We start from the raw sequence: 25,589 nt of genomic DNA, 5'->3' as shown, positions 1-25,589 counted from the left end.
CGATGACTGATAAACAACATTGGATGATCAGCTTTGTGCGAATGGCTGCTGTGCTATTCGCTTTGCTGGCATGTCTGACAGTGTTGGTATATACCCCATTTTATTCCAAATTTATTGTTTTCTTGTTGAATCGGTTTACCCCTGTTGAAGTCAATACTGTAGCAGCGCGCAGTCAGCAAATGGCGGCTTTAAGTGAGCATGATGATTTAGAACCTGGTTCTGACTTGTGGGTGGCTCGACAAGCGTATTTAAAAGTCATGCAAGAAGCTGCACGACGGCAAGATGCGGCAAGTCTGAATTTGATTCAGGCACGCTATGATCTATTGCAGTCAGAGATTAAACATAATCAGGAACACGAAGACAGTTTGCAGTCTGACCAGCAGATTGAGCAGGTCATCAAACATAAAAAACATGAGTTACGTCAGGAGCTTGAGGCGGATAATACAAAGCTTGCCAGTGAAATAGCGAGTTTGGATATGCCTGATAATTTGGCACTCATGGACAAATATATTCATTTTTTAAAAACTTTTCCTGTCAATACCAACCAAGTGAGTCAAGCTGTAAATCAACAGATGTATAGTGAATTACAGCAGGAAAATAACAGCCAGTCTCGCCGTATAGATACAACGCGGCCCTCGGCAATTGTTGTTTTGGGTGGTGGTCTGACTTTAGCAAAAAACCGTAAAAATATTGTGGTGAATGATTATACGCGGTTGCGTTTAGAAACAACTTTAGCATTAGAAAAACAAAACAATTTACCGATTGTACTCAGTGGTGTAGAAGCTCCTTATATGCAAACCTGGCTTAATCAGCATGGTGTTTCTGCGAAATTGTTAGAAAATCGTAGTATGAATACCTGCGAAAACACTCGGTTTAGTTCATTATTATTACAAAAGAAAGGCGGAGCACCCAAAGTGATGCTAGTCACCGATGAATATCATATGCCGCGAACTCGGCGTTTATTTGCCATGAATGGGATTGCAACGATTCCAGTCAATGCACCCATGCCGATGCCACTGACCACGTGGAAACCATCGGTACAAAACTATGACCATAGCCGCCGCGCCAACTATGAATTACTTGCCACCATTCGTGATGCAATGTTTGGTGTGAGTGATTGTCGGGAGGTGCCTTAAATGGCTGATATTCCATTCTTAACGCCATCAATTTTAAAACAGCTCAAACTGCCTGTACCGAGTCGGGAAGTTACATCTAGCTTATTGCCTGTACTCAATTTAAATCGTCCTTATGAGCCTTCGGATGATTTGTTGGCTTATCAGAAACTGTATGGTTTAGATCAATTACAATGTAATCACTGGCAAGGGTATATTGAAATGCCTTTGTTTAAATTACATACTCAGGTTTTTGAACCCAAAATAACACCTGTACGCGGTACGGTATTTTTGCTACATGGTTATTTGGAACATAGTGGAATTTATCAGCCAATTATTCAGGAAATTTTATCGCAGGGCTTTAGTGTTCTGGTGTTTGACTTACCTGGTCATGGCTTAAGTAGTGGTTCACCTGCCAGTATTCAAAACTTTGATCATTATCAGGATGTACTCAGCGCTGTTTATCATTATGTAAAAAATGCTGATCAACTTCCGAAACCATGGTTGGGTATTGGGCAAAGCACGGGCGGTGCAATTTTTATGCATCACTTACTGGTATATGCTGAGCAGCGCAAAAACCCGTTTGTTGATCGAGTCCTGTTGCTGTCGCCATTGGTTCGACCTGCTAAAACGGCATGGTGGCATAACCCTGTTGGGTTAGGGATTATTCGCCGCGTGCGCCGTCAAGTGCCGCGTCATTTTCGCCGCAATAACCATAACCCTGAATTCTTGCGCTTTATCCGTTTAACTGATCCATTGCAACCACGCATCATGGGTATGGACTGGATTTTAGCGATGTCGAAATGGATGCAGGAAATGGAAGATCGCCCAGCCTGCCGTATTCCTGTATGGCTGGCACAAGGTGCACTTGATCAGACAGTAGACTGGAAATACAATATTGAATTTGTTCGTAAAAAATTCCGCCTACAGACTTTATTGATGCTTGAAGAAGGTTCGCATCAGTTAATCAATGAGCGTGCTGATATTCGTGCTGCGCTCACAGGATTAATTCCTGCATTTTTACATGCCAGTCATAGTCAACTTTATTTTGAATAATCAAAAGTGACTAATATTTTTGTAAAATGCTGAGTTCTAAAAAGGACTCGGCATTTTTCATGAAGAAACCAACATGTTCTATCATTAGATAGCTTCTTAAAATCGAATGGCGATTTTGCAGTAAATGGTAAATGCCAAGTTAGCCGATAAGGCATTCATGAATTATCGATTATAAAGAACAGGAATGTTTAAAAGATTCTGTCAATTTGGAGGGATATAGTGTTGGAAACAACTTAATAAGATAAAAGCAAATAAATATAGCAATCAAGTTAAATGGCGACAGAAAAAGCTGTTGAGGCAACACTGTCGAATGGTTTGAACTGTGTTTGCGATTGCTGTTTTAAATCAGTGAAAATATCAGTTAACTTGCCAATAAGCGCAGGGGATAAACTCTAACTGATTATTGATGAGGAAATTTCTAAACCACTTGAAATTAATACTTTATATCTTGTATTTTTATATTTTTATTTATGTTAATGTTTTGTAACCAAAAATAACACTATTATATATTCATTGATTTATGCGAAATTTATTTTTAATTGTCGGTGTGATTTTTGCGATTTTTTATGGAGTAAATCGCTTTTCACAATCAAACTCAGGTCAAATACCTCAAAATAACCCGATTGCACAACGTGAACAAAAGCTCGGTCAGTTGGTGCTGTTACAACCATTGAAGCAGCATGATGCCAAGTATTATGACGAAGCCTTGCAAATTGCTAATTCGGCACAGCCAAATGAAGTCGATACGGCGGTGGCGAGTTCATTATGGTGGTCGTTACGTCGTGTGATTGAGCAACAGGCAGATGATCAGGGTCAATATCTTTGGGCACAAGCCTATATACAGCAGTTATATGATGCTCGACAAGCAGATCGTTGCTTTGCGATATCATTTCCTTTGTATAGCAAAAATACACCACAGCAATTGCATGAATTTCTTGCAGAATCAACCCAAAAGCAGTCTGCTGATGCTTTGACTTATATATTGACTCATTCAGGGTCACGGTCTGTGGTTGAGCGTATGCAAGCTCCAGCGGCATGGCTGGGTATTGCTCAGCATTTGCGTCAAGAATATGGTGCAGACGCAGACATGATTAATCAGGGTGAAGTGGCTACAGATAAACGCAAGCAATGTGATGTGGTGATTCGAGCCTTTGAATATAGCTTGTCTCTACCCGAACAAGAACGTGGCAAAGTATTACGTTGGTTGTTAGGTAGGCATATTAGTGTGGCTGTATTTTGATTGAACGATGAAAAATTAAGAGTAACAATATGAATCTCAATATTATAAAAATACCAATTCGCTTATGGTTATGTATGATTTTTTCTGTATTACTTTCGGGATGTGTTCGAGTCGATCATGAGCCACATGCTGGAGAATATGGTCAGACTTTAGTGAATTCTATTCAGTTGACATCTGAACAGATTGCAGCGATTAATCGTAGTGAAATGCCTCGAATACAGGACGCATTTAAACGCCCGAATATTGCAATTGACTTTCCAATCAGTCAAGAAAATCCTTATCGTTTTGTTATTGTAGTGAAAGGACATGCATTGCAACAAGGCAAAGTGAATATGCGTTGGTTTGGTGGAATTCGCCCCAGTGAAAGTGCTCAATACCATCCTCAAGTTTTTGGTGATGAAGATGATCATCGTTATAAAGTCAATGAGCCAGTATTGCTGGTGATCAGTTCAGATCCATTTTCGATTGCTAAAGAAAATTTCAATGTACACTATACAGCGCTGGCGGAACTCACAGAACGTGAAAATCTAGTAGTGGACTCTATACAGCTACAAGTCTGGCAGGGCAAAGGTTCACAATATTCATGGGTACGCTACGCAGGATTTTTTGTAGTTTTGATGATGGCATTATTACCGATCTATCGCATACTCAATCGCTGATTGATTTAGTGTGACCTAAAGTAAATTTAGGTCACACGCCTGACTTATTCAGCGTCTTCGTCAGGTGGTAGTAGCATCAAAATTGAATCATTCAGCAATTGTGTTAAATCCACCAAAATTTCTTCTGAAGCAAATTGTTGATTCAGTTCAAAACATTGACCATCGGCAATTGCTGCCAGAGTTTCAGCAAATTCAGGTGAAATACACAATGCTTCACCATTGCCCCAAAACAGCGTTTCATCGTCCTGTTGTTTGTAGAGTAAGCGTGAAGCAGGTTCGAGTTGTAGCAAATAGCCTTGATCAAGCACAGCTTCTAAATCAGCCACTTCAATTTCGTCAGGTTCAGGCACATTGTCTGGGTATTTAGGTTCGCTCATCAGCGACATAATTGCTGCATCGAGCAGAGGCGAATCTTGTAATTGGGAGAGAACTTGTTGCTTAAGGTAGTTGAGTTCTTCTGCATCAATTTGACCGACTCGGTGAGGGAGTGTGCGCTGAATATCTGCCAATGGGCTTTTGAGTAGTGCATTGTCGGCAAACTGGTCACTGACGCGATCCATCATATTCGCGACATTTGGCATACGGAAACCAAATGAGAATGTTAAGCAATCATCTTCTGCGACACCATAGTGAGACAAACCTGGTGGTACATATAACAAGTCACCTGGTGCAAGCACTTCATCAAAATTGATGTCCATATCTGGCAACAGTTTCAGCGGCTGATTAGGTACAAAAGCCGTATTTGCATCGCACATTTGTCCAAGCTGCCAACGGCGATGACCATAACCTTGTACCAGGAACACATCATAAAAGTCGAAGTGTTTGCCGACTGAACCGCCTTTAGGTGCATAAGACACCATAATGTCATCGCGACGCCACTGTGGAATAAAGTTGAATTGTTGCCAAAGTCCCGCTAAATCCATTGAATAATGGTCAACAGCCTGAACCAGCAGGGTCCATAATTTTGGCATTTTCTGGAAATCGCTTTTGGCTAAAGGCGAGGATTTCACCGACCACTGGTTTGGATCACGATCTTTTTGTTTAATCAAACGTGCGCTGACATTCTCTTCGAGTGCCAGTTCCAAAACATCATCTGGTTCTAAAATGTTAGTAATTTCAGGCAATGCACGACGTACCAGCAGTGGTTTTTTCTGCCAGTATTCATTGAGAAATTGTTCTGCGGTAATACCGCCTAAGATGGTTAAAGGTTGAGACATGCGAGTACCTTTAAAAAATTAAGGAATTTGAATATTGAGTTGACGCAGTAGTTTACACAGTTGAATCATTGGTAGCCCCATCAAAGTAGTTTGATCCTGTCCAGTCATGCTGGCAAATAGGCTAATTCCTAGACTTTCACATTTAAAACTACCTGCACAGTACAGGGGTTGATCTTTTTCAATATAGCGCTGAATTTCAGTGAGGCTGAGTTCTCGGAACTGCACTTGGTAACGTTCAATCAGTGTGTGCTGAAAACCTGAAGCCAGATGTTGCACACTCAAACCTGTACTAAAGTAAACCGTTTTGCCCGAATTGAGCTGTAACTGCTGAATGGCATTTTCAAGGCTCAGGGGTTTACCGATAAAGTCTTGTGGTGCAGTTTCACGCCATGCCACCTGATCTGAGCCAATTATAATCGCATCAGGATATTGCTCGGCAATCACACGGGCCTTTTCAAAAGCCAGACGTTTTGCCAAATCATCGGCATGGGTTTCTTGCTGGCTCGATTCATCAATATCGGGAGCAATGGCGAGATAATCCAATCCCAAACGATCCATCAATGCTTTTCGGGTCTGACTGCTTGATGCCAAAATAATCTGATGTTGTTTCATTAGACGGCAAAGTCCATGAGTATGTCGAGTGGAACATAACTCAGCACAGATTGATGGCAAGCCTGTAGTTTGAGCTTGGGTGCATGACCTGCTTCATAGGCTTCCACCCAGCGGGTGACACAGATACACCAAAAATCACCAGGTTTAAGCCCAGGGAAACCAATTTCGGGCAGTGGTGTAATCAAATCATTGCCAATTTTTTGTGAAAAATTCAGAAAGTCCGCGCTCATTTTAGCGCATACCGTATGTTGCCCTAAGTCGGTCGTTGCTGTATGGCAAAAACCATTACGAAAATAGCCCGTAATCGGGTCAAAACAGCAACTTGCCAGTGCATCACCAAAGACGTTCAGGCGGTTGATTTTTGGATCTGGATGAATAAACATACATGTTAATTTTTTTTAAAGATGCTTTATCATAATCAAAACCACATATTTCTACAGCTTTTCTACTAAAGAAGCTAATTTTTTTTTGCATAATCATTTAAAATGGCGCGATTTTTAATTTCCACAAACGCAAAAGAGAGCATTCCATGAATTTTCAGCGCATGACAGACCTTGATTTAACGGAGAAACGCGTCCTTATTCGTGAAGATTTAAACGTGCCTGTAAAAAATGGTGTGATTACCAGTGATGCACGCTTACGTGCTGCGCTTCCAACAATTAAAGCTGCACTTGAAAAAGGTGCTGCGGTCATGGTGTGTTCACACCTTGGTCGACCAGTGGAAGGCGAGCCAAAACCAGAACAATCTTTAGCGCCTGTTGCAGCATATTTAACTGAAGCACTCGGTCAAAATGTACAACTCATCACTGAATATCTAGATGGCGTTGAAGTTCAAGCAGGTCAGGTAGTATTGCTTGAAAATGTTCGTTTTAATCATGGCGAAAAGAAAAATAACCCTGAGCTTGCACAAAAATACGCTGCACTTTGTGATGTATTTGTGATGGATGCTTTTGGTACAGCACACCGTGCAGAAGCGTCAACTGAAGGTGTAGCACGTTTTGCTCCTGTTGCTGCCGCAGGTCCTTTGCTTGCTGCTGAACTTGATGCTTTGGGTCGCGCTTTACAAACTCCAGCGAAACCGATGGTGGCGATTGTTGCAGGTTCTAAAGTATCTACTAAGCTAGATGTATTGACTTCACTTTCAACCCTTTGTGATCAGTTGATTGTTGGTGGTGGTATTGCCAATACCTTCCTTGCAGCGGCAGGCTTCAATGTGGGTAAATCATTGTACGAAGCAGACTTGATTGACACTGCAAAAGCGATTGCTGCAAAAGTATCTGTACCTTTACCAACTGACGTTGTGGTTGCTGATGCAACTCAAATCAACTTCGAAGACTTCTTGGGTTCTTTAGCCAATACACCTGCGGTTGTGAAAAAAGTTGAAGATGTTACTGAAAACGACATGATTTTGGATGTCGGGCCAGAAACAGCAGCAACTTTTGCAACATTATTGAAACAATCCAAAACTATTTTATGGAATGGACCTGTTGGGGTGTTTGAAGTCGATCAATTTGGCGAAGGCACAAAAGCCTTATCATTGGCGATTGCAGAAAGTGAAGGCTTCTCAATTGCGGGTGGTGGTGACACATTGGCTGCGATTGACAAATATAACGTTGCATCTCAAATCAGTTATATTTCAACGGGTGGCGGTGCATTTTTAGAATTTGTAGAAGGTAAAACTTTGCCAGCAGTTGCAGTTTTACTTGAGCGCGCCTAAGCCGATTAGGAGCGTTTTATGAAAAAACAACTGATCATTGCATTGGCGTGTCTTGCATCTCTTGCGTTCACTGCATGTTCAAAAAAGTCAGAGGAAGCCAAAACTGAGCAGGCATCTGTGATTGTATCAGAAGATGACAAACCAACGACACCTGAACAGCAAGCGCAAATCAATGCTTTAGATAAACCTGTACTGGACGAAAAAAATACAGATGTCAAAGATGCTGATGCGCCAGTTTCCGAAGCAAAAGTCCAATGATTTGTTGATTTTTTAATAAAAGTCCCTGCCTATGCAGGGATTTTTTTTTAAATGATGTTTTTTGATGCTGAATTGCTATTCAGCAACATGTAGAATAAGGCCCACTACCTGGGAGGATACTATGGCACTTATTTCGTTGCGCCAGCTCTTGGATCACGCTGCAGAACATAACTACGGCGTACCAGCATTTAACGTAAACAATCTAGAACAAATGCGTGCAATTATGTTAGCTGCAGATGCAACTAACTCACCTGTTATTGTGCAAGCATCTGCGGGTGCTCGTAAATATGCAGGCGCACCATTCTTGCGTCACCTGATTTTGGCAGCAGTTGAAGAATGGCCACATATTCCAGTGGTAATGCACCAAGACCACGGAACTAGCCCTGACGTGTGCCAACGTTCAATCCAGTTGGGCTTTAGCTCAGTCATGATGGATGGTTCTTTGGGAACTGATGGTAAAACACCAACTAGCTATGACTACAACGTTGATGTGACTCGTCGTGTTGTTGCAATGGCACATGCGTGTGGCGTTTCTGTTGAAGGTGAAATCGGTTGTTTGGGTAGCCTTGAAACAGGTATGGCAGGCGAAGAAGATGGTGTGGGTGCAGAAGGCGTACTTGACCATTCTCAATTGTTAACTTCAGTTGAAGAAGCGACTCAGTTCGTTGCTGACACTAACGTAGATGCCTTGGCAATTGCAGTCGGCACTTCACACGGTGCGTACAAATTTACTCGCCCACCTACAGGTGACATTTTGGCGATTGACCGCATTAAAGAAATTCATGCAGCATTACCAAACACACATCTTGTGATGCACGGTTCAAGCTCAGTTCCTCAAGAATGGTTGAAAGTCATCAACGAATTTGGCGGTAACATTGGCGAGACTTACGGTGTGCCAGTAGAGCAGTTGGTTGAAGCGATCAAGCACGGTGTACGTAAAATCAACATCGACACTGACTTGCGTTTGGCATCTACAGGTGCGATCCGCCGTTTCTTGGCAGAAAACCCTGCTGAATTTGACCCACGTAAATACTTCGCGAAAACTGTTGATGCAATGAAACAAGTATGTATCGACCGTTATGAAGCATTTGGTACTTCGGGTAATGCTGACAAAATTCGCCCAATTTCTTTAGAGAAAATGGTTGAACGTTATTAATTGAGTCGTTGACTTGATTTTAAAAAACCGTCTGAAAGGGCGGTTTTTTATTTTAAAGTGCACTGGCTTTGATCCATATGCTGTATACACTGATGAATTGGCAATTAAACAAAACCGATGCAAAAAGCCGCAAGTAAAAACTTAATGTTTTATTGTTACATCGGTTGATCATTCTCGATACACAGTGATTTAAAGTGAAAAATTAACGATTGTAATCATGATTTTTTATCTTGGATCATTCAGCAAACCACACCAATATTTTTCGTCCAATGTATCAAAACCCGGATGTGTATACATGAGCTTCATTTTTTTCGCTGCACTGTGTAGCGTTGCGGTGTCTATTGTGTTGAAACAATTTAAGCAACGAGATTACTCAGCCTTACAAATGATTGTCTGGAATTATGTTACGGCGAGTATTTTATGCTGGTTGTGGTTTAAACCTGACTTTATGCATTTGAGTTTACAGGCAACACCGTGGTGGTTGATTGGCTTATTGGGAATGTTATTGCCAACAATTTTTTTCTGCTTGGCCAAATCTTTGCAACATGCAGGCATTATCAAAACCGAAGTTGCTCAGCGTTTATCAGTAGTTCTGTCGTTACTGGCGGCATATTTTGTCTTTCATGAGCAATTTTCTAACCTGAAACTATGGGGTGTGGTACTGGGTATTGTGGCGGTACTGAGTTTGATCGCTGCGAAAACACAGGTGATGCCACAAGCACAATCTAGCAAAGCAGGGCTGTTTCTTGCCAGTGTCTGGGTGGGTTACGCACTGATTGATATTTTATTGAAATACAATAGCAGTCTGGGTCAGCAGTTTGCCTTGAGTCTAAATCTGATGTTTATGCTGGCAGGCATTACTTCAGCAGTTTTTGTGAGTTTCTCTAAGCAGCAATGGCAACGCAAAAACTTACCAGCGGGCGTGTTACTTGGTGTACTGAACTTTGCCAATATTGCCTTATATGTCCAAGCTCATCAATTACTCAAAGATGCACCTGCGGTAGTTTTTGTGGTAATGAATGTCAGTGTGGTGACATTGGGCGTACTGAGCGGTTTACTGTACTTCAAGGAAAAGCCAAATCTAATGACTGTTGTGGGCTTGCTGTTGAGCCTTGTTGGCGTGGCATGTTTAGCGATGAGTATGGCTTAAGCTAAAATAGCCTAAGCTATACTGTACTGTAAAACGAAATGAATAAAATCAAAGAATAGTAAATAGCTCTTCTTTACTTAAGCGTGATTTTGGTAATTTGGCATTAAAGTCTTGCTCGCTGCGATAGCCCAAAGTTAACACGACTGAACTATGATAACCCTGATTAACTAAATCAAATTCTTGATTCATCACAGCATCATCAAAGCCGCCAATTGGAGTAGCATCAATTCCTAAAATCGGTGCAGCCAAAAGCAATTCGCCAAGTGCAATAAAGGTCTGGGTTTCCATCCAGTGCTTAATATTGCCTTTTTCGTTGCGATAGTAGTCGATATAGCCTGCACGGGTTTCACGTTGTGCCTGTTTAGTTGCTGCATCTTTGAAACGACCTAATTCATCATCGCGCTCAACCAGTTGTTCCAAATAGGCTTCAGTAGCGTCATTACTTGTACACAACACAATGGTATGTGAAGAGTCGAGTACTTTAGGCGCATTGTAGGCATATTTTCCAGTCATGGCTTTGGTTATGCGTTGTTTCGCTTCAGGGCTTTGTATCACCAAAAAATGCCAAGGCTGGATGTTAATCGATGAAGGAGCTAAACGTAGTACTTCAAGGAGAAGATCAATCTGGTCTTGCGGGATTTTTTTATTTGGGTCGTATGCTTTGGTGGTGTAGCGTTGTTGGGCAAGGGCTAAAAGATCCATATGCTATCCTAATTATGATCAAATTCGGGTTTAACTCATCATGTGATAATATGTGGACATTCTCTCAAAACACAACAAAATTACCGTAAGAGAATGCGTGAAACTGTGTGAAATATCTCTTTTAGACTTCTTTCATAAATCATTTGCTTACTTTGCTATAAGATATCCCATGATGTTCTCTAATTTTTAAAAATTGAAATTGACAACAAAGTTTGGTGTAAAAATATTTCTAAATCCGCCGCCAAAAGACTTTAAACCATTTTTTATAGAATCATAAAAAATAGATGTGTCATCTATAACCTTACCTTCTAAATCCGTTATTTTAATAAATTTATCCCAAACATAAACCCAAGGTTCATCATTTCTCAATTCTGCTTTATTAGTTGTTCCTTTGCCTTTAGATAGATGGACTGCATAGCGTTCATTATCCTGTCCCAGAAAAAATAAATAATCATTAATAAAATCAATCTCATCCATAACTTGTTGCATAAACCTATTGGCAGTTCCTCCACCACAAATAAATAAACGTCGTTCTCTATCTATTGACCAGTATTTAACGCTATCTTCCAATCTATATTTATTTTTATCGGATTGAGAAATTTCTTCAAAAACAAAACCCATTTTTAGCTCCTAAAGAGTCATGCATTTTTAAATAAGAATCACATCCCCAAGAAAACTGAACTTAGATAACAAGACTTTGGTAGTTCAGGTCGCTAAAATTAGCGAGTTATCTGTCCATTTTAGCGGGGGCTAATACAATTATTTATTTTTCCTATAGCGAGAAATAAAAGGTACTGATGAAAGAGGTCTAATGAATTAGGTATGTTGAACCTGACAATTCTTTTGGATTTTCATTAAGATGCGTTTGCGAATTAAGCCACTCACAGGCCGAATCAGATACCAATAGGGTCGAAAGCTAGACAATGCTTTGTGATCTACACAAAATACACGTGTTTCAGTCGTGAGTAGTGTGTGCGTGTCACTGATTTTTTCAGCCCAAAAATGCAACGTCAGTTTGGCCGAGCCTGATTCTGAAAATGCTAAAAAAGATGCTGCATCAAGAATAGGCTCTTGCCCATAATTAAGTTTCCAAAATTTTCCCGCCAACCCCATCATCAGTTCTTGCTGTTCGATGTGTTCTAATTTTGTGAAATTATCTAAACCGAAGGCTTGTTTAGAAATGCGTTGTTGCCCCGTGATTTTGTCAAGAAGTCTGATGGGTAGCTCTCTTAAGCCAATTGCAAATTTGAAAAAAGCGTCATCATCACCTTGGTAATTGAGCACAGCATGCATTACATCCGCTTGAGATGCTGCGATTTTTATCGAATGGGTTTCTATAAAATGATAGTGAGATAGATATTTATTGTTGATAGGCATCGCTTGTTACATTAATTTTTATGATGATTTGTTTTGATCATAGGGAGAAAAGTTGTGATCTGTCAAATATCCTAGATTGCACCAAGTTTTAATTCGGTATTTTAACCATTCCAATATTTTTAAATCCCTTTTAGAAGTAACAATCGGTTAGATTAGACTTCTTGCATAAGCCCTGTTTATTTCTCTTGCGCTGTATTGGAATATATTTCAATTTCACTCAGGGAGAAAAATAAAGAGGGTGTAGGCAATTATGAAACAAGTCGATTGATGAAAGTTTTAAATCAAAGTTTATATTTGTGTAATGTATGCAACAGAAGATGATCTTTTGATATAAAAATACACGATGCTTTAGCGTGGTTGGTCTATATGAAATATAATGCATAGCTTATGAATAAAACTGCAAATGAGCTAAATGCTTAATCAGCAAACCTTTGAAAAATAAAACTTCTAAAGTAGAAAAAATGATTTAGGTATTCAGAAATCGTAATGATTTAGAGCCGCACTATTATGCTTCAGACATGCTAACATAAAGCGCAAAATCTCCGTGTAGCTGGGTATATCAATGACTGAGGAAAGATTAACTCACCTTAAACAGCTTGAGGCTGAAAGTATTCATATTATTCGAGAAGTCGCTGCGGAATTTGAAAATCCCGTCATGCTTTACTCGATTGGTAAAGACTCAGCAGTAATGTTGCATTTGGCAATGAAGGCTTTTTATCCTGCAAAATTGCCATTTCCATTATTGCATGTGAATACTGGGTGGAAATTCAAGGACATGATCACTTTCCGTGATGAAATGGTTAAGCGACTTGGTCTTGAATTGATTGAACATAAAAATCTGGAAGGTATCGCGCAGAATATTAACCCGTTCGATCACGGTAGTTCAAAATATACTGACATCATGAAAACGCAAGGTTTAAAACAAGCGTTGGATAAATACAAGTTCGATGCTGCTTTTGGCGGCGCGCGCCGTGACGAAGAAAAATCACGTGCCAAAGAGCGTGTGTATTCGTTCCGTGACAGCAAACACCGTTGGGATCCGAAAAACCAACGCCCAGAGCTTTGGAATATCTATAACGGTAAAGTCAACAAGGGCGAAAGCATCCGTGTTTTCCCATTGTCTAACTGGACTGAGCTAGACATCTGGCAATATATTTATTTGGAAAATATTCCATTGGTTCCATTGTATTTGGCTGCAGAACGCCCTGTGGTTGAACGTGATGGCACACTGATCATGATCGATGATGAGCGCTTCCCACTACGTGAAGGTGAAGTTCCACAAATGAAATCGGTACGTTTCCGTACGCTTGGCTGTTATCCGTTAACAGGCGCAGTTGAGTCAACTGCGGATACCTTGCCGGAAATTATTCAAGAAATGCTTTTAGCTACAAGCTCTGAGCGTCAAGGTCGTATGATTGACCATGATGAAGCAGGCTCGATGGAAAAGAAAAAGCAAGAAGGCTATTTCTAAGCAAATACTGATTTATAACGAATTTGTGGAGTTTGAGCGATGTCGCATCAATCAGATCTAATTAGCCAAGATATTTTGGCGTATTTGAAACAACATGAAAACAAAGACTTACTGCGTTTTTTAACCTGTGGTAATGTCGATGACGGTAAAAGTACCTTAATTGGTCGTCTACTGTATGATTCAAAATTGATTTATGAAGATCAATTACAAGCGGTTACCCGTGACAGTAAAAAAGTCGGCACAACAGGCGATGCACCTGACTTGGCACTTCTTGTAGATGGTCTGCAAGCAGAGCGTGAGCAGGGTATTACCATTGATGTGGCTTACCGTTATTTCTCAACTGAAAAACGTAAGTTCATCATTGCGGATACTCCAGGGCATGAACAATATACGCGTAACATGGCAACAGGCGCGTCTACTTGTGACCTTGCGATCATCTTGATCGATGCGCGTTATGGTGTACAAACCCAGACTCGTCGTCACACGTATATTGCGAGCTTGCTCGGCATTAAGAACATTATTGTTGCGATCAACAAAATGGACTTGGTGGAATTCTCTGAAGCACGCTTCAATGAGATTCAAGCGGACTATGCAAACTTCGTGAACCAGTTGGGTGACCGTAAGCCAAGCAACATCATCTTTACGCCAATCTCTGCATTGAATGGCGATAACGTGGTGAATAAATCTGCAAACACGCCGTGGTATACAGGCGAAACCTTGATGGGTACGCTGGAATCGGTTCAGATTAATCGTAATACTGAAAAACACGATTTCCGCTTCCCTGTGCAGTATGTTAACCGTCCTAACCTCGATTTCCGTGGTTTCGCAGGCACAATTGCGCTGGGTGAAATCAACGTAGGCGATAAAGTTGTGGCTTTACCATCAGGTAAGTCTTCAACTGTGAAAGAAATCGTAACTTTTGACGGCAATTTGCAACACGCATTTGCAGGTCAAGCAGTGACGTTGACGTTAAATGACGAGATCGATGTATCACGCGGTAACATGCTGGTACGTGCAGATCAAGCGGCTCCAACGATTTCTCGTTCAGTGAAAGCAACTGTGGTGTGGATGGCTGATCATTCGTTGGTGGTCGGTAAGCTGTATAACTTGAAAGTGGGTACACAAACTGTTCCTGCAAAAGTGACTGCGATTAACTTCCGTACCAATGTCAACACACTTGAGCATGTTCAGGTTGAAGCATTGGAATTGAACGCAATTGCTAATGTCACCATCGAGTTTGATGCGCCAGTGGTATTTGATCGTTATCAAGACAGCCGTTACACAGGTTCATTCATCTTCATCGACCGTTTGAACAACGTCACTGTTGGCGCTGGTATGGTGGAAGAGTCTGTTGAGTGGACTGCACATACAAGCCCTGTGACTTCTGAAGAGCGTGCTGCACGTTTAGGTCAAAAACCTGCGGTATTGGCTGTGACTGCTGAAGTGTTTGCTCAGGCGCAACAGCTTGAACGTGCATTGCTTGAAACAGGTGTGGTTGCAGTAGCTAAAGCAGGCTTAACTGCTGAACAAATCAGTTTGTTACGTGAAACAGGTGTGGTTGTGATTGTTGATGATGCTGAACAGGCCGATTCGACTGTTACATTGACCGAGTTTGATGCTGCGGTTCAATATATCCAAGAGCTTGTACAACTCTAAGTTTTAGTTTCAGTTGATATATCAACTGAATAAACGAAAAAGCCCAATTAGATGATTGGGCTTTTTTATTAAATTCTACTCATGCTTTGAAATCGGCTTATATTTTTGAATCTTATTTTATTCGTATCCGTAAATGCTTCAATTTATATAGGAAACTGATTTGATTCATTTACTGCTTAGATTTGAGTTTAAATCTGCTGAGAAAATAAAAAACCGAGTCAATTGCTTAACTCGGTTTTATATGAAACTGCCAGTCTATTTCAGGTCATGACAAGATTTAAAACTTAGAGAATGTTTTAGTATCGGCCTTGTTTCATGGCAGTTAGGTTTTCCCAAACATTGGTGCGACCTTGTTTTTGAATTTCCATCAATAAACGATCAGCAACTTGACGTTCTTCAGGGTATTTAGCTTTATAAGTTGACAAAGTTGCAAGCGCATTTTTGCGTTGTTCAAGGAATAAATAATTATTGACCGCAGACAAATAAGCCTCTTGAACACCACCTTTCATGGCTTTGTCTAAATAAGGAACAGCTTCATGCTGACCGCCACCTTCAGATAAAGAAAAACCAAACCAGAAGTTTGTGGTTGGATCATTTGGATTCATCTTGATAAGGCGTTGTGCATATTTGAGTGATTTGGTGGTGTACTGTGTTCCCATATCCAAATTACGCGCCATGACGCTGACTTTAAATGCACGAACTAAAACATCATAAGATGCATTGTCATTGCTAGCTAAAGCATCAAGCTGAACGCTGATTTCACGTAATTTTGCTTCATAACCACGGCGTTCATTACGATTTGTAAACTGTGGTGGATAGTGGCGTGCTTTACCTTCAACGAGCTGTAAAAAGTCATCAATATGTGTGACATCTAGTTCATTTTGACCTGCTGACGCCGCATATTTCATGTTGGCTTGCTTATTACCAATGGTTGGTATAATAAGCTTGTTGGTATTTGCATTTTTTAAGTCAATTTCAAAGGCAGGTGGCGCAGTATAGTTAAATGGGTTCAACGCATAAAATGGCGGGCTGACCTCTGGTTCAGTAAAAACAATCGGGGTATTTTGAGAATTATTATTATTTTTTACAGCAACAGGGCTACATGCTGAAAGAAATGTTGCTGTCATCAGCATAGTTGCTATAGATTGTAATCTCATCTTGGTTTCCAATGTGGTTGATGGCAAACGATATTTCAGAAGTCTAAAAAAAAGCAAAACTGCATACAAGCACAAGCGTGTAACAGTATGCTATTCACGGTTTTAGATTTTTGACTGACGAGTCTGAGATTCACACTCGCGACGCACTTCCTCAATAATTTTCAGCTCTTCTTCACTATACGGTTGCTGTTCAGTTTGTTGCTTTTTAAAGGTCGGGTCAAGCAAAGACAAGCGTTGGCATAGTGTATTCATGCGTTGCTCATTGTTTTGCATGCGATCAAGTAAAACACGAATACCTTCTAAAATTGGATCAGTTTGATCCTGAGATGCTGCATACGGTTGGAAGCCGATTTGTTCAGCATAGTCACGGCGGCGCGCCTCTTCAGCATTTTTATCTTTATCTTTAAAGATGTAGCGAGCAGGGTTGCCCACAGCAGTTACACCTTCAGGAACTTCTTTAGTCACAACAGCATTTGAACCGACTTTGGCATTTTTATGTACGGTAAATGGCCCTAAGATTTTGGCACCCGCACCGACAATTACGCCATCTTCAAGGGTTGGGTGGCGTTTGCCTTTATTCCATGTCGTGCCTCCGAGTGTCACGCCATGATATAACGTCACATCATCGCCAATTTCTGCGGTTTCACCAATCACCACACCCATACCGTGGTCAATGAAAAAACGCTTACCAATTTTTGCACCTGGGTGAATCTCAATCCCTGTCACAAAACGGCTAAAAGAGGATAAGGCACGCGCACTTCCTTTACAGTTCTTCTTCCACAGTTCATGTGCCATGCGGTGCATGATCAAAGCATGAATCCCAGGATACGTTGTTAAAACTTCCAAAGTGTTGCGTGCGGCTGGATCTCGAGCAAAAACAGCATTGATATCTTCTTTGAGCTGCTTAAACATGGGGCTGATCCTCCTTATCTGTTGATTTTTTCCATTTGCCTTGGCTGAGCGCCTGTACACGGGTAAAGATACCGCGTAATAAATTATATTCCATACGGTCAAGCTGAATTCTGCCGAATAAACGGCGTAAACGTAGTGGCAGTAGTCTTGGATTATTTAGATCTAAAAATTCAATTTCTTCAAGCATTTTTTCTAAATGCGGATAAAATTGTTGCATCTGTTCCTGAGTCACCAGTGGTTCATCCCAGTGCATGTCAATCTGGTTATTTACAGGCATGCTTTGCACATCGTTGTTATTGTCTTGTTGTTCGTATGCGAGCGTTGCCATCCGTAGTTCATAGCAAATAATCTGAATCGCCTGAGCAACGTTTAACACGCCATATTCTGTATTGACTGGAATAGTCACATGGTAGTTGGCAAGCGCCAGTTCTTCATTAGTCAAACCGCGATCTTCACGCCCAAAAATAATCGCAACTTCCTGTTGCTGCTGTACCACAGCTTGCAAGGCTTTTTCACTGGCAGGACGCACATCCAGCAGAGGCCAAGGAATGGTACGGCTACGTGCACTGGTGCCAAACACCAAGTGACAATCAGCAATTGCTTGCTCAAGCGTTTCTACAATTTCAATCTGTTCGATCAGATCGGTTGCGCCTGCAGCTAAAGCATCAATATCTGGATGTGGGTAAGTTTTTGGTGCAACCAGTACCAGTTTGCTGAGCCCCATGGTTTTCATGGCACGCAAGGCACTGCCAATATTGGCAGGTAAAGTGGTGTTGACCATGACAATACGTACATGGTTTAAATGCGATGACACCATCGCATTATCAAAAGTTTTCATAGTTATTCCAAAATGTTACGAATACTGACTGACTTCAGCTTGATATAAATCAAGTGCTTCATCCATGCTCATGTCGGCAGGCGGAGGAGGTACATTTGCCACCTGAGCTTCTTCAAGATTGATGGATTTAGCCGCTTTGGACTTGACGTGGTATTCCACATACAGTGCATCTTTACCGAAATAATCCCGCAGTTTACGCAAAGCATCATCTGTAGGTGCGATTTTCCAGTGATCAGCAAAATGCAGTTCTGCCTGTGCATAGCTAAAATCGAGTTTTAAGACCACAGGAATATGTTGATACTCGGGCAATTGCTTAAAGGGTTGTAACAGTTGCTGTAAATCTGTCGATAGGCTTGGGCTAAAATTGTGCTGATCAAGTTTGATCTGAATATTCTGTGCACGTTTTTGACGAATTTCGTTGAGGTCAAAGGCTTTGGTTAAACGCGCCATCGGGCGTTCAAAGCCTTCACGCTCATAAATTTCACCTTCAATGATCACCACACGCTCATTTTGAATGATTTCTTTAAAGCGCTGGAAGCGTTCATGGTTGCAACTGACTTCAATACGGGCTGTGCCATCATCAAGCGTGATCATCATACGGTTCGGGAAGTTGGCAACATCCATCACTAAACCTGCAAATACAGTGGTTTGTCCTCGGCGGGTCGGACTCAATTCGCTAATTTTACTTGGAATAAATGCTTTGAGTTCTGAGCGATACACATCAATCGGGTGACCCGTCAGGTATAAGCCCAGCGTATCCTTTTCACCTTTTAAGCGTACTTCATCTGACCACGGTTTAACAGGTTTTGCAGGCTTACGCTGAACTTCTTCGACTTCACCAAACAGATCCATAATGCCTGTTTCACGGTTTTGACGTGCCTGTTCGGCTGCTTGCACTGCTTCAGGAAGCTGTGCCATCAGGCTTGCACGTTCAATACCTAAGCAGTCAAGCGCACCCGCGCGAATCAGGGCTTCGAGGGTACGCTTATTGATTTTTTTCAGGTCAATGCGGTGGCAGAAATCAAATAAATCCTGATAAGGACCATCCTTTTCGCGAGACTCGATCACAGATTGCATGGCTTGCTCACCGACGCCTTTAATCGCTCCCAAACCATAAACAATAGTACGTTCAGCACTGGCATGGAAATGATACAGTGACATGTTGACCGATGGTGGAAAGACCTCTAGTCCATTGCTACGGCAGTCATCGATCAAGAATACCACGTTGTCTGTGTTCTGCATTTCCGAAGACATCACCGCCGCCATAAATTCAGCAGGGTAGTGTGCTTTTAGCCATGCAGTATGATAGGCAACCAGTGCATAGGCTGCGGCGTGCGATTTGTTAAAACCGTAGCCTGCGAACTTTTCCATATAGTCAAAGATATGGTTGGCTGTGGCTTCATCAATATCTTTTTTAGCCGCACCTTCAATAAAGATTTGGCGCTGCTTGACCATTTCTTCGGGTTTCTTTTTACCCATGGCACGACGCAGTAAGTCCGCACCACCGAGGGTATAGCCCGCGCAGTACTGCGCCGCCTGCATTACCTGTTCCTGATACACCATAATGCCGTACGTTGGTTCGAGGACACCTTCTAACAGTGGATGTAAATACTCAAACTCGCCACCGTGCATACGGTGAATAAAGTCAGGAATCAGATCCATTGGGCCTGGGCGGTACAAAGATACAAACGCAATAATCTCTTCAAACTTGCTCGGGCGTGCTTCTTTGAGCATGCGCTTCATACCAACGGATTCAAACTGGAATACCGCCGTGGTGTTGGCTTCAGCAAAGATTTTATAGGCGTGAGGGTCATCTAAGGCAACATTGGAAATGAGCAATTGCTCATCTGCCGCACGGCGCTTATTGATGTTTTGGATAGCATCTTCAATGACGGTCAGGTTACGCAGACCCAAGAAGTCGAATTTGACCAGACCTGCTGATTCAACATCGTCTTTATCGTATTGGGCAACGCGGTTGGTACCATCTGCATCACAAATCACCGCAGAAAAGTCGGTAATTTTGGTTGGTGCAATCACCACACCACCTGCGTGTTTACCTGTATTTCGGGTGATGCCTTCGAGTTTCAGCGCCATTTCCCAGATTTCTGACGCATCGTCATAGTCTGGGTTAGATGGATTGGTCACTATATCTTTGAGCTGCGGTTCCATTTCAATGGCTGTGACTAAGTCCACACCGAGAGGTTTGGTCGGAACCATTTTAGAAATACGATCTGCCAAACCATAAGACTTACCCAGTACCCGCGCTACGTCACGAATTGCACCTTTCGCTGCCATCGTACCAAAAGTCGCAATTTGTGATACTGCATCGCGTCCATAGTGACGTGCAACATAGTCAATCACGCGGTCACGCCCTGCAATACAAAAATCGACGTCAAAGTCGGGCATGGACACACGTTCAGGGTTTAAGAAACGTTCGAACAGCAAATCATAACGCAGAGGATCAAGGTCGGTAATTTTTAGACTAAACGCAACCAGTGAGCCTGCACCTGAACCGCGCCCAGGTCCTACAGGGACGCCGTTACTTTTCGACCATTGAATGAAGTCCATCACGATGAGGAAGTAGCCTGGAAACCCCATTTTAAGAATAATATCGATTTCGTAACGTAGGCGTTCGTCGTAAGGTTGACGTATTTCTGTCCAGTCTTCATCGCGTTTTGCGCTTGGATAAAGCTGTTCAAGGCGTTCTTCCAGACCTTCTTTGGCTAAATGCTCAAAATAGGTGTCGATGGTGAAGCCTTCAGGAATCGGATAGTCAGGCAAGAAGTATTTGCCTAGACGTAAACTGACATTACAACGTTTAGCAATCTGGACGGTATTGTCAATCGCGCTTGGAATATCTGCAAACAGCTCAATCATTTGCTCAGCAGTTTTAAAGTACTGCTCAGGGCTGTATAGACGTGGGCGGCGATCATCTGCCAAAACATAACCCTCGGCAATGCAGACGCGGGCTTCGTGAGCTTCAAAATCTTCTTCAGTAATAAAGTGCACGTCATTGTGTGCGACAACACCAACCTGATATTTGGCGGCAAGTTTAATTGCTTCAGAAATAAAAATTTCTTCGTTAGGACGGTTGGTGCGGGTAAGTGCGAAGTAAACCCGATTGCCAAACTTTTCATGCCATTCTTGAAACAGTGGCTCAGCTTTTTGCGGATTGGACGAGCAGAGCAGTTGACCGACATCGCTGTGAATGCCAAGCAGGACAATAATGCCTTCGTTCTGATTAAGGATCCATTCTTTTTTGATGCAAGGAATGTCGAGTTGTTGCCCTTCGATATAACCTTGAGAAACCAGTTCGGTAATACTGCGCCAACCGTGGTTATCGATTGCGAGTAGGGTAGCTTTATGTTCAGCATCGTTTAGGCGAATGGTACTACCTAAAATCGGCTTGATGCCTTTGCCCAAGCAGGATTTATAGAATTTGACCGCAGCATGCAGGTTCGACAAGTCAGTCAATGCCAAGGCGGGCATTTCTTGTTTTACCGCAGTTTTAATCAGATCAGGTATACGAACAATCGATTCGGTAATCGAAAACTCTGTATGGATACCAAGATGTACAAACTGCTGCATAAAAACGTCCTTCGCGAAAGCAACGTTTATTTTAACATGCTATTTCTACAATATAAGCCTGTAATTTTTCTTTGTGGAAAATCTATGCAGTTTTGATAAAAAAATCCCGAAGTCAAAGGCCTCGGGATCTATGCAGCTGTTTATAAATTAATATTCATAGAACATACGCTGAATTTCTTTGGCATCTTTGGTTTTTGTGAGTGCTAAAGCAGTCAAAATACGCGCCTTTTGAGGGTTTAAATCATGTGCTGCAACCCAGCCGTATTTATCATCAGGTTGTTCTGCGTTACGTAACACAAAACCTTGAGGCACACGAGATGAACGCACGATTTGCACACCTTCAGATTGTAATTTATTCAAGGTTGGTACGATGTAGTTGGCAACTGAACCATTTCCTGTACCTGCATGAATAATCGCTTTTGCCCCTGCTTGCTGAAGTGCAAGGTATGATTGTGGCAACATGTTATCTGAACCATAGACAATACCAACTAAAGGCAAGCTGTCACCTTTGATAGATTCAATGTTGAATTCAGAAGAACTGTTGTGGCGCTTAGGGGTTTCGCGGAACCAGTAAGGTTTACCTTCAACGACCGTGCCTAAAGCACCCCATTGGCTTGCAAAAGCGTTGGTATGAATGTTGATGGTTTTGCTGACGTCGCGCGCAGCAAAAATACTATCATTCATCATCACCATGACGCCTTTGCCTTTGGCTGACTCTGAAGATGCTAACGCGACTGCACTATACAGGTTCAGTGGGCCATCGGCAGACATTGCGGTACTTGGACGCATCGATCCTACGAGTACAATCGGTTTATCTGTATGTACGACCAAATTCAGGAAAAATGCAGTTTCCTCCATGGTGTCTGTACCATGTGTGATCACAATACCATTTACATCTGATTTTTTAACTAAATCATTGACTTGTCGCGCAAGATTTAATAATTCCTTATCGGTAATGCTTTCCGATGCAATCTGTAAAGCTTGTACACCACGCACATTTGCCAAATCCTGAACTTGAGGAACGGCGTTAATCAGTGCATCGACAGGAACTTTTGCTGCCGTATAAGTTGCGCTGTTGGTTGAACTGGCACCTGCACCTGCAATCGTACCGCCTGTTGCAACTACAACAACACTGTTTTTGGCATAAATTGGAAGAGAGCAGGCAAGTAAGCCCATTGCTAAACCTAAAGATTTAACGGTTTTAGTCAACATCGAAAATATCCTTATGAAGTGACGAAAGTAAATGGTGTTCAAACATCCTTGCATTTAAGCGAAATACATACCATATTTAGCATGTTTAAACATTAGCTAATAAAAAGCAGTATTGAATAATATTTTGTTTTAACAAAATGACTGTGTCATTGCTTTTATTTGCGATTAATAAATAACATGGAATAATAAAAAAATCTATTAATTTTTTCTAAGTGTTGTAAAAATAATCAGCTTTTGATTTAATTTTAAACGGTAAAAAATAATAAATGATGATTTATGTTTTTTAATACTGTGTGATTGATCATTTTTTATATCATTATTTTTGTATAGAAATACATAAAAGTAATTTGTAAAACACATAAAATGATATTTTGTATATTTTTAATTGTTTATATTATTGATTTTTAATAAAATCTATTGTAGTGAATAGTGTTTATGAAGCCATGAGTAGCCAATAAATTTTGAAATAAGTAATACAGGGCGTAAATTTTTTTGAAAAATTATTTTATTAAAAATCTTACACTATGATATTTGTATCATCTTTATTTTTTTTATCATAGAAATAAATGAAACGGGTTGGTTGAATTATATTATTTATATAAAGTTGTTTAATGATGGGGTTTTAATTTTTGAGACATAAATATAAAAATTATAAATTTTAATATTAATTGAAAATGTAAAAAAAGAGCAATTTTATATAACCATAATAAAATTGCTCTGTTAAGGAGTAAAATAAATTAAGCGATATTTTGTTCTTGTTTTGGGTTAATTAATGCTTGCTCTGGAGCTTCTTCAGTTTCGGCTACCTTGTCACCTTCAAGTTTTGCGACAACAGCAGTAGCAATACTATTTCCGACAACATTGGTTGCAGTACGTCCCATATCAAGGAATTGGTCAATACCGAGTAGTAACAAGATGCCTGCTTCTGGCAAGTGGAACATGGTGAGTGTTGCTGAAATGACAACAATAGATGCTCGAGAAACACCCGCAATCCCTTTACTTGTAACCATGAGTGTCAACAAGATTAAAATTTGTTGGGTAAAACTCAATTCAATATGATAAGCCTGAGCAATAAACAGTACTGCAAAGGTGGTGTACATCATTGAACCATCAAGGTTAAATGAATAGCCTAAAGGTAGAACAAAGCTGGTAATTTTCTTTGGTACACCAAACTTGGTGAGTGCATCCATGACTTTTGGATACGCTGACTCGCTTGATGCTGTTGCAAAAGCAAGTGTGACGGGTTCACGAATAAGTTTGCCTAAGCGAAAGATATCTTTTTTAAGCACGATTGCGCCCACAGTGAACAATACAATCCAAAGTAGGAATAAACCGAAATAGAATTCGGCAATCAAAACGCCATAATCAACAATGAGACCTAAACCTTGTAACGTAATTGCAGATGCCATTGCAGCAAAGACTGCAACTGGAGCAAATGACATGACATAATCCGTGATGCGGAACATCACTTTGCTGAGTTCTTCTGTTAAACGGATAATCGTTGATTCTTTACCATGGCTAACATAGGCAAGCGCAGAACCAAAGAAGATTGAAAAAACAAGTACTTGTAAAATATCATTATTTGCCATCGCCTCTGCAATACTGCGAGGAAATACATGCGTCATAAATGATTGTAGGGTAAATCCTGTTGTCGCTGGGAGAGCGGCATTACTGACTTGTTGTGCTGTCGGCAAGACTAAATGTAACCCTGCACCTGGTTGGAGAAAATTGGCAAGTCCCATACCAATGGCCAGTGAAACGAATGATGCGGTAATAAACCAAGTCATGGATTTAAAGGTAATACTGCCTAGAGAAGCAGATTTTCCCATTGATACAATACCTGAAATAATGGTCGCAAATACCAATGGTGCAATGATCATTTTGATCAAGCGTAAGAACACATCTGTGATGATATTGAAGTAAGACGCGATTTGCTTAAGTTGCTCACCTTGATTGAAAAAATGATGGCAGATCCAGCCTGTCAAAATTCCAAGCAAAATAGCAAATACAATATACTTGAGCAGCTTTTTTTGATTCATGCGAACCTCTATCCATTTGATTCAATCACTTTCTAGAGAGTAGCGGCCTAGGAATGATTGAAAGCTTTCCTTGTAAGTTCGGTCAGTTTTACAGATTCTATTCCTGAATCTGTATCTGCTCTGACCGAATTTGGGTGTCGTAATGTTATTGTGCAGGTTGGCATTGTTGCTCGATTTTGAAGCAGTGTTAAATGCAAAAAAAGAAAGTAGTATGCATTTTTTACATAGTATTTATTGCCTATGATATGAAATAGATTAAAAATTTTAATAAATAGTAAAAATTAAATATGGGGAATAATAGGGATAATAAACGATTTTTATTTTGTATATTTTTGATAAATATATAATTTATTTTATTCTTTGCTTTTAATTGAGTAAATAGTTTGGTTAGTTTTAATTTATATTCGAAGAAATTGGCTTGGGTTTCATATGAAAAAAAAGCAGCGTCTAAAATAACCGC

General features: G+C 40.9%; 22 protein-coding genes. 10 read left to right on the top strand and 12 right to left on the bottom strand.

Features of this window, described 5'->3' with window-relative positions:
• Nucleotides 1-2 precede the first annotated feature (2 nt).
• The 4 genes from F975_RS08685 to F975_RS08670 all read left to right on the top strand — a co-directional run bounded on the left by F975_RS08685 (nt 3) and on the right by F975_RS08670 (nt 4,067).
• On the top strand, nt 3-1,136 hold the full coding sequence (locus F975_RS08685) for a YdcF family protein (protein WP_004752375.1): 1,134 nt from the start codon (nt 3-5) through the stop codon (nt 1,134-1,136).
• Nucleotides 1,137-2,168, top strand: coding sequence for an alpha/beta hydrolase (locus tag F975_RS08680; protein ID WP_004752373.1), 1,032 nt, complete (start codon nt 1,137-1,139; stop codon nt 2,166-2,168).
• A 520-nt stretch (nt 2,169-2,688) separates the two neighbouring features.
• Nucleotides 2,689-3,408: a hypothetical protein gene (locus F975_RS08675; RefSeq protein ID WP_004752372.1), complete on the top strand. Its 720-nt coding sequence runs from the start codon at nt 2,689-2,691 to the stop codon at nt 3,406-3,408.
• Nucleotides 3,409-3,437: 29 nt separating this feature from the next.
• A complete protein-coding gene (locus F975_RS08670) occupies nt 3,438-4,067 on the top strand; it encodes a hypothetical protein (protein ID WP_004752370.1) in 630 nt (209 codons plus the stop codon).
• A gap of 44 nt (nt 4,068-4,111) precedes the next feature.
• Here the strand turns inward: F975_RS08670 and F975_RS08665 are convergent, their stop codons facing one another.
• The 3 genes from F975_RS08665 to F975_RS08655 are packed head-to-tail and all read right to left on the bottom strand — an operon-like array spanning nt 4,112 to nt 6,279.
• A complete protein-coding gene (locus tag F975_RS08665) occupies nt 4,112-5,284 on the bottom strand; it encodes a ribosomal protein uL16 3-hydroxylase (protein WP_004752368.1) in 1,173 nt (390 codons plus the stop codon).
• A gap of 18 nt (nt 5,285-5,302) precedes the next feature.
• On the bottom strand, nt 5,303-5,896 hold the full coding sequence (locus F975_RS08660; RefSeq protein ID WP_004752367.1) for a Maf family protein: 594 nt from the start codon (nt 5,894-5,896) through the stop codon (nt 5,303-5,305).
• The gene (locus F975_RS08655; protein ID WP_004752364.1) at nt 5,896-6,279 is read right to left on the bottom strand and encodes a DUF2237 family protein; all 384 of its coding nucleotides are present in this window, start codon (nt 6,277-6,279) and stop codon (nt 5,896-5,898) included. The genes F975_RS08660 and F975_RS08655 overlap by 1 nt, the downstream gene beginning before the upstream one ends.
• A gap of 146 nt (nt 6,280-6,425) precedes the next feature.
• Here F975_RS08655 and F975_RS08650 point away from each other — a divergent pair, with 146 nt between their 5' ends.
• From F975_RS08650 to F975_RS08635, 4 genes are all read left to right on the top strand, one after another.
• A complete protein-coding gene (locus F975_RS08650) occupies nt 6,426-7,613 on the top strand; it encodes a phosphoglycerate kinase (RefSeq protein WP_004752362.1) in 1,188 nt (395 codons plus the stop codon).
• Between the two features lie 18 nt (nt 7,614-7,631).
• Entirely contained in the window at nt 7,632-7,871 is a 240-nt protein-coding gene (locus F975_RS08645) for a hypothetical protein (RefSeq protein ID WP_004752360.1), read from the top strand.
• Nucleotides 7,872-7,992: 121 nt separating this feature from the next.
• A complete protein-coding gene (gene fba, locus F975_RS08640; protein ID WP_004752357.1) occupies nt 7,993-9,027 on the top strand; it encodes a class II fructose-bisphosphate aldolase in 1,035 nt (344 codons plus the stop codon).
• 295 nt (nt 9,028-9,322) lie between these two features.
• On the top strand, nt 9,323-10,177 hold the full coding sequence (locus F975_RS08635) for an EamA family transporter (RefSeq protein ID WP_004752356.1): 855 nt from the start codon (nt 9,323-9,325) through the stop codon (nt 10,175-10,177).
• 48 nt (nt 10,178-10,225) lie between these two features.
• Here F975_RS08635 and nfsB read toward each other — a convergent pair whose 3' ends face one another.
• From nfsB to F975_RS08620, 3 genes are all read right to left on the bottom strand, one after another.
• Nucleotides 10,226-10,879: an oxygen-insensitive NAD(P)H nitroreductase gene (gene nfsB, locus F975_RS08630; protein ID WP_004752353.1), complete on the bottom strand. Its 654-nt coding sequence runs from the start codon at nt 10,877-10,879 to the stop codon at nt 10,226-10,228.
• A gap of 186 nt (nt 10,880-11,065) precedes the next feature.
• Complete coding sequence (locus tag F975_RS08625) at nt 11,066-11,500, bottom strand: hypothetical protein (RefSeq protein WP_004752351.1); 435 nt, start codon at nt 11,498-11,500, stop codon at nt 11,066-11,068.
• Between the two features lie 195 nt (nt 11,501-11,695).
• The gene (locus tag F975_RS08620) at nt 11,696-12,256 is read right to left on the bottom strand and encodes a hypothetical protein (RefSeq protein ID WP_004752348.1); all 561 of its coding nucleotides are present in this window, start codon (nt 12,254-12,256) and stop codon (nt 11,696-11,698) included.
• Between the two features lie 562 nt (nt 12,257-12,818).
• On the opposite strand from F975_RS08620, the gene cysD reads away from it, so the two are divergent.
• Nucleotides 12,819-13,727 (top strand): sulfate adenylyltransferase subunit CysD, encoded by a 909-nt coding sequence (gene cysD / locus F975_RS08615; RefSeq protein WP_004752346.1) that lies wholly within the window; start codon nt 12,819-12,821, stop codon nt 13,725-13,727.
• 39 nt (nt 13,728-13,766) lie between these two features.
• Nucleotides 13,767-15,383: a sulfate adenylyltransferase subunit CysN gene (gene cysN / locus F975_RS08610; RefSeq protein ID WP_004752344.1), complete on the top strand. Its 1,617-nt coding sequence runs from the start codon at nt 13,767-13,769 to the stop codon at nt 15,381-15,383.
• A gap of 296 nt (nt 15,384-15,679) precedes the next feature.
• Here the strand turns inward: cysN and F975_RS08605 are convergent, their stop codons facing one another.
• The 6 genes from F975_RS08605 to F975_RS08580 all read right to left on the bottom strand — a co-directional run bounded on the left by F975_RS08605 (nt 15,680) and on the right by F975_RS08580 (nt 25,129).
• Nucleotides 15,680-16,540, bottom strand: a complete 861-nt coding sequence (locus F975_RS08605) for an ABUW_2363 family tetratricopeptide repeat lipoprotein (protein ID WP_004752342.1) — start codon at nt 16,538-16,540, stop codon at nt 15,680-15,682.
• 102 nt (nt 16,541-16,642) lie between these two features.
• Complete coding sequence (gene cysE, locus F975_RS08600) at nt 16,643-17,452, bottom strand: serine O-acetyltransferase (RefSeq protein WP_004752340.1); 810 nt, start codon at nt 17,450-17,452, stop codon at nt 16,643-16,645.
• Nucleotides 17,445-18,290: an RNA methyltransferase gene (locus tag F975_RS08595; RefSeq protein ID WP_004752337.1), complete on the bottom strand. Its 846-nt coding sequence runs from the start codon at nt 18,288-18,290 to the stop codon at nt 17,445-17,447. The genes cysE and F975_RS08595 overlap by 8 nt, the downstream gene beginning before the upstream one ends.
• 15 nt (nt 18,291-18,305) lie before the next feature.
• Nucleotides 18,306-21,878, bottom strand: coding sequence for a DNA polymerase III subunit alpha (gene dnaE / locus F975_RS08590; protein ID WP_004752335.1), 3,573 nt, complete (start codon nt 21,876-21,878; stop codon nt 18,306-18,308).
• Nucleotides 21,879-22,025: 147 nt separating this feature from the next.
• Nucleotides 22,026-23,090: a type II asparaginase gene (locus F975_RS08585; RefSeq protein WP_004752334.1), complete on the bottom strand. Its 1,065-nt coding sequence runs from the start codon at nt 23,088-23,090 to the stop codon at nt 22,026-22,028.
• Between the two features lie 737 nt (nt 23,091-23,827).
• Complete coding sequence (locus F975_RS08580; protein WP_004752332.1) at nt 23,828-25,129, bottom strand: dicarboxylate/amino acid:cation symporter; 1,302 nt, start codon at nt 25,127-25,129, stop codon at nt 23,828-23,830.
• Nucleotides 25,130-25,589 lie beyond the last annotated feature (460 nt).

Origin of the sequence: Acinetobacter brisouisimilis (assembly GCF_000368265.1) — a bacterium.
Taxonomy (GTDB): domain Bacteria; phylum Pseudomonadota; class Gammaproteobacteria; order Pseudomonadales; family Moraxellaceae; genus Acinetobacter.
The sequence above is the reverse complement of the archived record's forward strand: the minus strand, read 5'-3'. Positions and strand labels throughout refer to the sequence as shown.